Raw genomic sequence first — 12,275 nt, forward strand, 5'->3', positions numbered from 1 at the left:
CTGCACATTTACAGCAGTGATCTACTTCAGGCATTTCAACATTTTTCTGTGGATAGCTTTGACGTAAAATACCTGTCACATGAAAGCGTCAACAGAAAGAAAGATCATCCGCTGGCTGCACATTCTTCTCAGCATTCCCATTATCGGGTATATTTACGGGCCCGTATCGTCTATTCCCGCGGCGGCGGACGCCGTACGGTTCGTTTTTATGCCCATTGTGGCACTGAGCGGCTTCTGGATGTGGAAACGGCACTGGTTCGTAAAAAAACGGGGCAAAACGGCCCTATATCGTGAGCAGCCGCGCTGAATTGGCCGTGGCGTATGAACGGAGCAGGTTGAGGATAAACTCGTTTTCCGGGTACTGCGTCAGCAGGTCTTTCAACATATCGCTGCCGGGCACGGCCACGTCTTTCGGCACATACCCCATGCCATAGAATTTCCCTTTCTCCATCAAAATGCAGCTTTGCTCGGAAGCATTCCGCCCGTTGTCGAGTATCACATAAGAGGGATGTTCCGATTGCAGGTGCCCGATGGCTTTGAGCACGCGCTGGTTGTATTTCAGCGGTTTTTCCTTTTTGCTGCAGGCGCCTTTGCAGGTTTTATCCGCAATACCCACGCATTCGTCGTGACCCGTTTGCAGGAAACAAAGTTTGGGGCACAGCTTAAAATCGCGGATCAGCTCGCGCAGGCGCGTATGGCCGTCGGCGAGCATATTGAAACTGTACAGCGGCGTGCTGTATTTCCTTCTTTTTTCGATGGCCAGGCGAAGATAACCCTGCTGGTCTTCGAAGGCATAAAACCCGAATTTCGATTCGATCCTTTTCTGCGCATTGTTGTATTGCGGCCACAGGCGCCGTATCTCCACCGATTCGAGGATAAACGCCATCAGTTCGGTGCCAGTTTTTTCGTAGGAAATGCTGTGCACGTTGCGGAGAAATTCCTGCCGCTGGCGGCCGGTGCTGTTGCCGGTAAAATGACTGGTGACGCGTTTGCGGATATTGCGCGCCTTCCCAACGTACACCACTTTTCCTTTTTCGTTGTGGAAATAATACACGCCCGGGGTAGCCGGCAGCTCTTCCACATGTTCCTGCGGAAGGTGCAGTGGCAGCCATTTTTCGCGTGAGCGCCCGCTGAGCGCCTGCGCAATGGCTCCCTGCGTATCCGCCCCCAGTAACATTTCAAACAGCTGTACGGTGGCGAGCGCGTCGCCGGTGGCGCGGTGGCGGTTCTGGATATTGATCTTCAGCTGGCGGCACAGGTTCCCGAGGCTGTAGCTGGGGAAACCGGGAAATACTTTACGGCTGAGCCGCACGGTGCAGAGCTTTTTATTTTGCAGCTTAAAACCGCACATATCCAGCTGGTGGCGCAGGAAGGAATAGTCGAAATTGACGTTGTGCGCGATGAAAATATTATTTCCGAGCAGCTGATAGATCTCTTCCGCCACGGATTCAAACGGCGGCGCGTTCTCCACCATTTCGTCCGTAATGCCCGTCAGCGCCTGGATATACCGCGGAATAGGCATGCCGGGATTCACCAGCGTTTCGTACTGGCGCACGATCTCTTTCCCGTCGTGAATAAAAATGGCAACTTCCGTGATACTGCCGGCGCTGGCATGGCCGCCGGTAGTTTCGATGTCTACGATCGCATACATACCGCAAATATACGGCTTGGTACGCATCGTATCTGCGCAGGCTCTCCCATAGGTATTTTAACCATCCGTCCGGCGCTGAAAACCAGCATGATCCAAATGGTGCAGTATTTGTATACTTTTTTCTTATGGAATGGACGAACCTTATTTTCGAAAAACTCGACCGGTGGCTGCAGGCGGGCGTCAAAATGCTGCCCAATCTCGCCCTGGCGGCCATCATTTTCACCATCTTTTTTTTACTGGCGAAACTGACGCGCAGACTGGTGTACAAGCTGTCGTGCAGACTGTCGCACAAACAGGCCGTCAGCAACCTGCTGGCCACGGTGGCGCATTTCATCGTATTCGCCATCGGGCTGTTCACCTCGCTGGAAATACTGAAGCTGGATAAAGCCGTGTCTTCGCTGCTCGCCGGCGCCGGCATTATCGGCCTGGCGCTGGGCTTTGCTTTCCAGGACCTTACGTCCAATTTCATTTCCGGCATTTACATCACCTTCCGCAAACCCTTCGACGTGGGGCATATCATTGAAACGAACGGGTTCACCGGCAGCGTGGAGAACATCCAGTTCCGCTCCACCACCATGCGCACGTTCGACGGGCTGCACCTCATCATCCCGAATAAAGACATTTTCCAGAAACCGATCATCAACCACTCATTGACCACGGAAAGAAGGATCGAGCTTCATTTCACCGTACCCTTCAACAAAGAACCCCCGCCCGTGCTGGACGACATCGTGCAAACCCTTCGCGGCATCGTCAAAAAAGAACGGCAAAGCGGCGTCAGGAAAGCGCCGGAAGTGTTCTTCGAGAACATTGAGGGGAACAACCTCAAACTGCTCGTCAGCCTCTGGATCAACAACAGTAAAGAAAGTTCCTTCAACCAGGCGCGGCACCGCCTCATTACGCAGGTGCTCGACGCGCTGCGGCAAAAACAACTATTACCTTAATTACCCGCCGGTACCGAAATTCCCCAAAATGCGACACAGATGCAACCATATCCATGGCTGTTTTGCGGTTGTTTCGCATGGTTCGGATTTTGCACAATATTTCTTACAAAAACAAAATCAAGCCGTTCACCATTAAACTTGATCCCATGCAAACCACAAAACAGCAGCAGCCGGCCGGCAACCCGGCAAAAGGCCCGAGCCCGGTAAATACCGAATTCAGGGCCGGAGGCGAAGAGGAAAAATGGCCGGAAGACCCGCAGGGCGCAGACCTTAACCAGGAATTCGACCAGGAAGCGGCCATCGACAGGGAAAGAGAGGTACAGGAAGCGGAAGACGGGGATATCGTGGAAAACGACCGTCCGGGGCATGCAGCTGGCAATTCGGCCGGCGCTTCGCCGGAAGCGTATGAAGAAACGGAAGACAAGGAAGAAGACGAAGCGGTGAATTTCGACGACCTGGGCGATGAGGAAGATGAACTCGAAAACAGGAGTTATTAATTGTTTAACCATATCATTCACATACAAAACTGAAAGACCAATGAAATCACGTATCGTACCATTAGGCGTACTCGGGCTGATGATCGCCTTTGTAGTAGCCCAGGCAGGAAACGGGTTTACGGGCGAGTCCACTCTCCCGGTGAATCAGGGATATTCTTTAATGGCAAAAGACACTGTGCCGGAAAACCCGCAGGACACCATGAAGAAAAAAAGGAAAAAAGACAAAAAGAAAGACAAGGACACGTCTAACCTGCCTAAACCAGACACTTTTAAAACATCGTTTCGGCCATAGCATACAGGATGTTTGATTTTGAAAATGGAAAGCGCCCGCCAGGATAGAATCCTGACGGGCGCTTTTTTATACCGGGGTTGAAGTTTATCCAACCGCAATATTATTTCCGAAACCCGCATTTTTTTCCTCAAGATGTTGTTTGAATCCCCTGATATCGTTGCGCACCAGGCTTTCAAATGCGGGATTGAACAACCGGGCGATACCCTCACCCACGAACCCGGCCGGCGGGCGGTACGTGATGGTCACCAGCAATTCGGTGCCGCCGTTTTCCGCGTCCTTGAAACGGATCTTCCCGGCGTTGGCCAGCTGTGCGCCTTCGAGCGAGCGCCAGCCCAACATTTCGTTCGGTTCGTCTTCCACGATCTCCGCATCCCATTCCAGCTTGATATTGCCGGCCAGCCGGATGGTCCAGTGGCTGTACCGTTCGTCCTGCACTTCCACATCGTGCAGGTGCGCCATAAACGCGGGAAGGTTTTCCAGCTTGCGCCAGTAGGCGTATACTTCGGCCCGCGGGCGGTTCACCTCGAAAGTGGTGCGGATATTCACTGCCCGGGCGTGTTTGGGCCTGCTGTCCTCAATGATGGCCGAAATCGGGCAATTGCCTGATACCCCCCGGTACAGCAGGTAACCACCTGCCAGGATGCGAAATAAGCTCTTTACCGGGGTTTTACCAATGTCCGCCAGTCCTATGTACACCAGCGAAGCGCCGGCGGCGGAAGAAATGATCCTGCCTGTTTTCGACACGTTGATCACGGTGGAATTTTCATATAACCCGCCCGCACGGGGCGTTCCTTTTTCCTGCTGCATATAAATTCATTTTGTGTTATATCATCCAAAACCTTGCAAGAGTTAAAAACTGTTAATTTTCAACGAGTTTCATCATAAAGCTGTGTAGTTAATTCCCCAGCTTTTCCCATCTTGTAAACAAAAGATGCGGGCGTTTTGTTCCGCCTTCATATGCGGAAGCCCGCTGTACGAACTTCAAACGGTTTCATACAGCGGGCTTCCGTATTTCAAATGCGACGATAATTTTTACCCGAGCTGGTGCACGCCGCGCGTTCTTGACAGGTGCTGGCCTTCGCCGATCTCTTCGATCATCTTCTTGCAAAATGCGGGAAGGTCGCCAGGGTTGCGGCTGGTTACGATACCATTGTCTACTACCACTTCCTGGTCCACCCACTTCGCGCCGGCATTGATCAGGTCGGTTTTGAGGGAAGGCCATGATGTGACCGTTCTGCCTTCCAGTGCATTCGTTTCGATCAGCGTCCACGGGCCATGGCAAATGGCGGCAATGGGTTTTGCCTCGTCCGTGAAGCCGGTCACGAAAGCTACCGCATCCGGGTCCATCCGCAGCTTGTCGGGATTGATCACGCCGCCGGGCAATACCAGCGCGTCGAAATCGCCGGCGCTTACGTCTGTCACAACGGCGTCCACTTTATATTCTTTGCCCCAGTTTTTTTCCGCCCATGATTTGATCGTGCCCGGTTTGAGCGACACCACCGTTACCTGCGCGCCCGCGTTTTTCAGCGCTTCTACCGGCTGGGTAAATTCAGATTCCTCGAAGCCGTCCGTCACCAGCACGGCCACTTTTTTGTCATTCAAAGATGGCTGTTTCATGATTGTTGTTTTAGGTGATACAATACATAAAATGCCGCAAAAACAATTCCGCGCCAACAGCCGCGGCATTTCCACCAGTTGCATCCATGTGCGGGGATTTATTTACTCAATGCGGGGTTACTCGCCCTTGTCGCCTTTGCCGAGCTTCATTTTCACCTTGCCGTCTTCCCCGTCCACCGCGTGCAGGTTGATCACGATGCCTGACTTCCGGCGTTTCTGCAATTCGTCAACATCGGTCACCAGCTCGTCTTTTTTAGGATTGCGCAAAGGTACGCGCAGTTTAATGTCCGTTCCTTTCGGAATGCCGTAGACGCCTTCCACCTCCACGTTCAGCACGCTGGAAGCGATCAGCATGGGATGAATGTAGATTTTGCTGCCTTTGATATCGAGCGTATTCTGGATCTTTTCAAAAGTGATGTTGCTCATGTCGCGCTTGCGGAACACGAATTTGCTAAGATTCATCAGCGGCTCGAAGTTCACCAGCGCCCCTTTGTTAAGCGTGAAGTTGACGGTGCCGTACATGGTGTGCGGTTTTACGGTCGCGTCTTCTTTCATATTGCCGGTAACGTTGGCCGTCGCGGAAAACACGCCTTTCAGATTTTTGGCCGTCACGCCGGTTTGCCCGAAGTTTTCGAATGCATGGAACAGCTGGTCTACCTGCACGCTGCGGATATCGGCGTTTACGGTGAACTTGTCGCCGTTACCGGCATGCCGGATATTCCCGTTCAGGTTCATCTGCCCGCCGGCCGCCTGCAGCGCCACATTGCTGAGCCGGATGCCCTGCTGGTCCATACGGAGACCGGCCTTTACATTGCTGGCCGCGAACTGCCGGTAACGCACCTTGTCCACCGCCAGGTTCATGTTCACGCTGGATAGCTCCAGCACCACGTCCAGCTGTTTCATCACGCGGCCCATTCTCTGTTTGTTCTTCCGCACCTGCTGCGCCGTCGGTCTTTTCTGTCTTTTGGCAAAAAAAGTTTGAAAATCGTTGATATTGATCAGCGGGCTGCGCACAAACCAATCGATCTGTACTTTTTCCGGCGCGGCGAAATAAAGATTGAGGATGTTTTTCATGCTGCCTTCCATCTGCACGCTGCTGGAGCCGGATCGCAGGCTGATGTCGCGGAAAAAAAGGTCTGATCCCGCGAAATCCAGCGTAGCCTGGCAGGCATGAAAATCCTGGTTGCGCGGCACGTAGGTGAACGAACCGTCTTTTACCTGTATGATACCGCGGAGGTAACCGGGAATCGTGTCTTTCTGGTTCCAGCTGCCCGCGTAATCGAGGTCTACCATCGCTTCGCCGGAAGTAAAACGGAACAGTTCCGGGCCGATGGCGTTGGTGAGCCGCGTTAGCGGAAACGAGGATTTAAAACGCCCGGTGAGCACAGGATGTTCGAGGTTGATCACGCGGATGGTATCCGCTTTGACGGGGATGCTGTCGTACAAGGCGGAGAATTGCCGGATGGTGAGGCGCGAATTGGCGTTGTTGTGCCCGAGACCGGGTACTACTTCATTGTAAAATTCGCCGGTGAAATTCACCGCATCCAGGGTCAGGGCTTTTCCGTCGAGCACATTGTCTTTCACGGTCCAGTTCACTTTTATGACAGGCGTATCCCTGAATTGCATGTGCCCCGCGATGCTGGCGGTTACGTCCAGCGGTTTTGTAAAATCGATGCTGTCCAGCTTGGTGGCGATATTGGGCGTTACCAGCGAAGTAGCGGCGCGGAACGGTATCTGGTTTGCATGAATGGCGATGGCGAAAAGCGCGGGCTGCTGAGAGAAATTAAATTCCGCGCCGATGCGCACGGGCTGCCCGTCGAACCGGAAATCCTGCGGCGGGATGCGCAGCGTTTTGTTGCTGCGCATAAATTGCACGCCGATGTCTGCCTTCAGCAGCTTTTGTTTGGCGTAGCTGCCTTTGGTGGTGTTGAACTGAAGATCGTCGATGCGCGTTTCCAGGTTCACCTGCGCCTGCCAGCCGGTATTGTCGAAGTCCATTTCGGCGCGCAACCGGCGGATGTCGAGGTTGTAGCGTTTGAGTTTGATATGGTTTTCCAACGTGAACCGGACGTTTTCCAGGATGATCCTTCTTATCGTGGATGAGTTGCCCGTGGCGGGTTTGTGGGGTTCCTTTCCTTTCAGCAGGTAAGTGTTCGAAAAGCCGGAGCCGTCCGTATAGAGGAATATTTTCCCATCTTTGAGGCTCACCTGTTTCACGTCCACCGTTTTGCGCAGCAGCGCGAAAGTGCTCACCTTCACGTATACTTCGCGCACGTCCAGCAGGGCGTGTTTATGCGTGGCGTACATACTATCTTTCAGCGACACGTTTTTGAGTGTCACCGAAATGTTGGGGAAGGAACGGATGAGGGAAGGCTCCATGTCCTGTATCTCCAGGTTGCCGCTGATGCGGTCGCTGAGCTGGGCGGTGATCTCAGCGAGAATTTCCGCCTTGCGGCCGCGTACTACCAGCGCCAGCACGAACCAAAGGATAATGACGACCACCAGCAGGCTGCCGGCGGAAATAAGCGTGATGCGTAACCAGCGGGGCATGGGCTATTGTATTGATCTTCGATACATTAAACAATCAAAACCGGTAAAATGTTGAATTGGCAAATTAATCCGATCTTAGTGATGATGTTACCAATTATCATACCTGTTGTAGTGATCGCGTTTTTATTCTGGTGGTTTTACCGCCCGAAAAAACGAAAAACCGGCGCCGTGCCCGCCGATGTGGACGGCCTGCTCGAAAAGAACGTAAAATATTACCGCCAGCTGGGCGACGAGGATAAGTCGCGTTTTTCCGCGGAAGTGAAGGAATTTCTCGGCCATACCACCATCGAAGGCGTGGGCGCCAACGTGGAAGACCTGGACAAAGTGCTGATCGCGTCGAGCGCGGTGATCCCTATTTTTGCGTTCCCCGGCTGGAAATACCGCAACCTGACCAATGTGATCCTTTACCCGGACACATTCGATGAAAAATACCAGTTCGAAGGCGACCGCCGCAATATACTCGGCATGGTGGGCAGCGGGCATCTCAACGGGCAGATGCTGCTTTCGCAGTCTGCGCTGCGAAGCGGCTTTTCCGAGCATGGCGGCAGCAGCAACACCGCGATCCACGAGTTCGTGCACCTGGTCGATAAAACGGACGGCACGGTAGACGGCATGCCCAGCAGCCTGATCCAGCATAGTTATTCCCTGCCCTGGCTAAAAGTGATGCACGAAGAGATCCGGCGGATCGAAAGCGGTCATTCCGATATCAATCCTTATGCGGCCATGAACGAAAGCGAATTCCTGGCCGTGGTGTCCGAATATTTTTTTGAGAAACCGGACACGATGGCCCAGCACCATCCTGAGCTGTACCGGCTGCTGAGCCAGATCTTCCGGCAAGATCCCGCCTCGATGCAGGGATGATTCACAACGCGATGCATTTTTTCACGGCGCCCGTTTCCAGCAGGCGCTCCACTTCCTTTTCCAGGGTTTTGCCATCGGCGGCGGTCACGTTCACCACGGCAAAACGGTTTCTTTTCGACAGCGCTTCCCAGCGCCACGAAAACTGCGAGATCGTTTGTACGTTCCCGTTATCGTACCACCAGGCGGTGTAGAGTTGCTCCTCCCCTTTTACCAACCGGCCGGTGAACACGATACGGCCCGCCATTCGGGCCTCGCGCACCTGTTTGACGGCGTAACCGCTACCCTGCCAGCAGATGGTGGGGTGATGGTCTGTATAATAAAAATCGGGGATGGATTTGACGTAGATCAGCGCGGCGGCGTTTTCCAGTTTCATTACGTGGTCACGCATGGCGGTAGCGGTATAGCCGCTCACGGCGGCGTTTGCGGAGGTTGGCGTTTCCAGGGGCCTGGTGATCTTGTATGCGGCCAGTGCCACGCAGGCGGCCAGGCAAACATGCGCCTGCACGAGCATGAACAGGTGAAGTTTTTGTTCCGGTGCGCGCCCGCTTCGCGGCCGGCCAAACCGCCGTACCAGCCAGGGGCATACCCACAGCAGCGGCGCGATCACGTAGACCAGCAGGCAAAGAATGCCCGTCATATCGTGCATCGGGGTGCCCGGCGGAATGTTGAACTGCACCAGCAGGATGATGCGGAAGAGGTTCGCGGCCACGTTCATCACAAAAATAAAAACCAGCAGCAATACGATCGCCGGCAGGCGCAGGTAAAGTTTTGCCGTACGCTGACTGTGGCCCAGCAGCATGATGCCGCAAAGCAGCGAGGTCAGCATCATGCTCAGGCCCATGCAGGCGGCATCTACCGAAAAGCTGCCATTGCCCAGCAGGATGGAATTGCCTTCCACCGTCACGGCTGCGCCGCCAATCTGCAATATCTTGCCCGCCGCTTGCGTGAGCCCCAGGCGGATGGGAAAGGTGAAAATATTGGTGATGTATGTAAACAGCGGCGACATCAGGAGCAACACCAGCACGGGCAGACCATTGATGCGGCCCAGCGCGCCGTCCGCCACGAAACACAGCGACAACACGATCGCGGCATAAAAAATGGTTTTCGCGGGAATGATCCATGCCAGCAGGCACATGATCAGGGCGGCGTAATAAAACCGCAGGCTGCGGCGCCGGAGCGGATCGCTGACCGTTACCAAAGGAACGGCCAGCAGCCCCAGCAGGAAACCCGCGGAATCGAAAACGAGATACCCGGGCAGGGCGTACAGCACGATGCCCAGGTACACGCCGGTAATCAGAATGGCGGGGATTACGCGTTTGCAGGTTTCCATTTGCGTTGATAGATAAACCAGGTAAGAGATAAAAGGACGATCACGATCAGCGCCCATTCGTGCGGTTCGGGAACGGCGCCTTTTGATTTGAGCGATGCGTTTTTCAGGCTGTTGCCTTCGTCTTTGATGCCGAAACGGTCGTAATCATTTTGTGTTTCGAGCACGATGAGGCTGCTCACGGGAGACACGACGTAAGCTTCTTTCGCCACGTTCACCAGCGCTTCTTCCGTGCCGGAGGAGGTGATAAGCCCTTTGCCTTTGCGGCTCACGATGTGGTTGTAGGCGAAGATGCGCATGAGGTGGTCGGGCGCCCGAACTGCGTTTTGCGCGGCAGTGCTATCAGCGAGCGTTCTTTCCACTACGGCCTGCGCCTGGTCTATCACCACGCGGTCTGCCGTTTCTGCGTCTTCCGCGAAAGTGTTGGTAGACAGCAGTACGGCGAGCTGCAGCAGGCCGCCCTGTTCGTATCGGAACACGCGCGATTCTTTCAGCGTTTTCAGGTAAGGCGGCAATCCGGCGGCGCCGAGGTTCATCAATCTTATTTTCGGCAGGGAAGAATCTGCGAGCCAGGTATCCAGCTCCTTCCTGAAACGTGAATCTTCCAAATCCCGCAGGGAAGGTGAAAACGGGAGGTTTTTGGTGACGACCAATGCATGTTCCGGATCGATGATGTCCTGCACCGGGAAAAGACTGAAACGTTGGCAGTGCAGTGCGTAGAAAAGGTCGTCTTTATTATCGTCCCGCACGTCCGTGAGCTGGTCGTTCAGGGAAACCATTACGCGTCGTTTGCCGGTTAGTTTCAGCGTTTCATCGAACTCGGAGCGGCTCCAGGCGGCGTTTACGTCGAGGTAAATAACGTCTGTGCGTACGGGCTTGCGTTGCAGTTTGTAAGGGCGTATGCTGTACGAATTGCCGTTGAAGGAAAATGTATTGGGCCTGATGGGCGTATTGTTCATTTGCAGGTGCCAGTCTTTGCGGTAACGGCCTTCGCGTTCCCAGCCTGCGCCGCTGCGCCGGAAGCCCGCGGGCGGCGTAAAACCCTCGCTTTTGCCGGCCAGCTCAATCGAAGCGTCTTCCGTCGTAAACCGCAGCGGCGGGCCCTGGAAAGTGATGTTGTCGTATTGCAGGCGGCCGTTCTCCACGCTGAGCGGCGCGGTTACGCCGATGCGGAACATGCGGGTTTCTCCGCCGTTCACGGGAAATACGCGCACGGATACACGGTTTCCTTCCTGCCAGCGAACCAGGGACGGATCGCGTCTTTCGCGGCCTACGATGGTGCGGTAAGCGGTGTCTGCCAGTCCTTTGGCGGTCAGGATACCTTTTTCTTCCTTCCCGTCTATCCACAAAGACAGCGAGGTGACCACCCCGCCTTCCGGCAGCTGGAATGTGTAGATCGCTTCCTGCATGCCCCAGCGTTCGCTGTTCGTAACCGTCAATGCTTTTTCGGTATAGGCCAGGTGCAGTTCCGGCCAGATCTTCACCTGCGTGCTAACATAACTGGTATGCAACGAATTGCCCGACCAAAGACGTTCTTCGCCCTGGTGCCGTTTATCGTACATGGCTTCCAGTATTTTGATGCGTTCTGCCGGAAGCGCAGGCCTGCCGGGAAAAAACATGGAAGCGATCACCACCAGGGGATCATGTTCCGTTTCGTTTTCCCAGTTAAAATTTCCTATACCGCGGAAAGAAAACTCCCCCAGTATGTCAGACAGTGAACCGGTTGCTTCGCGATACACGATGCCTGTTTTTAACACCCTTTCCATCACAAACCCTCCCTTCAACTGCCGCGCGGCTTCGATCCAGGCCGGGAGGCGGCCGTTGCCCCTCACCTGCTGGCGGTTGTAGATGTGCGTCAGTTTACTGAGCTGGAGATTGTACAGCATACTGAAGATAATGATGGCGGCCAGGCCGAGCCCCATGCCAGAAAGCCCGCTTTTCCAGAGGCGGCGCCGGCTGAGGTTCCAGCCTACTACCAAACAAAGAATAAGCGGCACGAACGTATGGATGGAAAGACCGAGCGCGATCAACGCAATAACGCTCATGGGGTACAGGGGAAACAGGAAAAGCGAGAGATAGATATAAGCGATCAGCGCAAGCCCGGCCAGCATGCCGGTGATGGTACGCGCCCATTGCGGCAGATGATCGGTATAACGGAACATCAGCAGGCTGGCGGAAGTAATAACGAGGTACACGGCAAACCATGGCGTGGTGGCGTTAAACACGTTCGCATAACGGTTGAGCGCGTAGCAGCTGACGAAAAAAAGCAGCCATACGATCACGGAATAATCCTTCCGTTCGTCTTTCTTTACCCATATCAGGCCTACAAGCGCCCCTACAGCCGGGATAAAATGAGCAAAAGCGAAAATGAGGCTGTTTTCCGTGTTGCCCGGCATGAAGGTTTGCCCGATAAACAGGAGAATCAGGCTGAGGATCAGCGTAACGAGGTAAAAAAGGTACCTGGGATCGGTGAGTTTACGGCGTAGTTCCATATTTAAAAGCACTTTGTGTTTCAAAGTAAACAAGTAAAAAAGAAGGG

At 54.1% G+C, this 12,275-nt stretch carries 11 protein-coding genes; 5 read left to right on the forward strand and 6 right to left on the reverse strand.

The annotated features are described in order from the left end of the window. Positions 1–79 precede the first annotated feature (79 nt). The gene (locus J7I43_RS19470; protein WP_209147531.1) at positions 80–307 is read left to right on the forward strand and encodes a hypothetical protein; all 228 of its coding nucleotides are present in this window, start codon (positions 80–82) and stop codon (positions 305–307) included. Here the strand turns inward: J7I43_RS19470 and J7I43_RS19475 are convergent. After that, positions 284–1,651, reverse strand: a complete 1,368-nt coding sequence (locus J7I43_RS19475; RefSeq protein ID WP_209147532.1) for an exonuclease domain-containing protein — start codon at positions 1,649–1,651, stop codon at positions 284–286. The two genes, J7I43_RS19470 and J7I43_RS19475, sit on opposite strands and share 24 nt — an antisense overlap. Before the next feature lie 125 nt (positions 1,652–1,776). On the opposite strand from J7I43_RS19475, the gene J7I43_RS19480 reads away from it, so the two are divergent. The 3 genes from J7I43_RS19480 to J7I43_RS19490 all read left to right on the forward strand — a co-directional run bounded on the left by J7I43_RS19480 (position 1,777) and on the right by J7I43_RS19490 (position 3,381). Next, positions 1,777–2,592, forward strand: a complete 816-nt coding sequence (locus J7I43_RS19480) for a mechanosensitive ion channel family protein (protein ID WP_209147533.1) — start codon at positions 1,777–1,779, stop codon at positions 2,590–2,592. A gap of 146 nt (positions 2,593–2,738) precedes the next feature. Further along, entirely contained in the window at positions 2,739–3,089 is a 351-nt protein-coding gene (locus tag J7I43_RS19485) for a hypothetical protein (RefSeq protein ID WP_209147534.1), read from the forward strand. Positions 3,090–3,129: 40 nt separating this feature from the next. Continuing rightward, positions 3,130–3,381 (forward strand): hypothetical protein, encoded by a 252-nt coding sequence (locus J7I43_RS19490; protein WP_209147535.1) that lies wholly within the window; start codon positions 3,130–3,132, stop codon positions 3,379–3,381. A gap of 84 nt (positions 3,382–3,465) precedes the next feature. On the opposite strand, the gene J7I43_RS19495 is transcribed toward J7I43_RS19490, so the two are convergent. The 3 genes from J7I43_RS19495 to J7I43_RS19505 all read right to left on the reverse strand — a co-directional run bounded on the left by J7I43_RS19495 (position 3,466) and on the right by J7I43_RS19505 (position 7,548). Continuing rightward, positions 3,466–4,188, reverse strand: coding sequence for an SRPBCC family protein (locus tag J7I43_RS19495; protein WP_209147536.1), 723 nt, complete (start codon positions 4,186–4,188; stop codon positions 3,466–3,468). Between the two features lie 225 nt (positions 4,189–4,413). Then, positions 4,414–4,998 carry a type 1 glutamine amidotransferase domain-containing protein gene (locus tag J7I43_RS19500; protein ID WP_209147537.1) on the reverse strand — a complete coding sequence of 195 codons (585 nt, stop codon included), beginning with the start codon at positions 4,996–4,998 and terminating at the stop codon, positions 4,414–4,416. A 117-nt stretch (positions 4,999–5,115) separates the two neighbouring features. Further along, positions 5,116–7,548: an AsmA family protein gene (locus J7I43_RS19505; RefSeq protein WP_209147538.1), complete on the reverse strand. Its 2,433-nt coding sequence runs from the start codon at positions 7,546–7,548 to the stop codon at positions 5,116–5,118. An 81-nt stretch (positions 7,549–7,629) separates the two neighbouring features. Here J7I43_RS19505 and J7I43_RS19510 point away from each other — a divergent pair, with 81 nt between their 5' ends. Beyond that, positions 7,630–8,409: a M90 family metallopeptidase gene (locus tag J7I43_RS19510; RefSeq protein WP_209147539.1), complete on the forward strand. Its 780-nt coding sequence runs from the start codon at positions 7,630–7,632 to the stop codon at positions 8,407–8,409. Between the two features lies 1 nt (position 8,410). On the opposite strand, the gene xrtN is transcribed toward J7I43_RS19510, so the two are convergent. Further along, on the reverse strand, positions 8,411–9,739 hold the full coding sequence (gene xrtN, locus J7I43_RS19515) for an exosortase N (RefSeq protein WP_209147540.1): 1,329 nt from the start codon (positions 9,737–9,739) through the stop codon (positions 8,411–8,413). Beyond that, a complete protein-coding gene (locus J7I43_RS19520; RefSeq protein ID WP_209147541.1) occupies positions 9,718–12,228 on the reverse strand; it encodes an XrtN system VIT domain-containing protein in 2,511 nt (836 codons plus the stop codon). The genes xrtN and J7I43_RS19520 overlap by 22 nt, the downstream gene beginning before the upstream one ends. Positions 12,229–12,275: the final 47 nt, after the last annotated feature.

It is taken from the genome of Chitinophaga chungangae, assembly GCF_017742215.1.
In the GTDB taxonomy this organism is placed as follows: Bacteria; Bacteroidota; Bacteroidia; order Chitinophagales; family Chitinophagaceae; genus Chitinophaga; species Chitinophaga chungangae.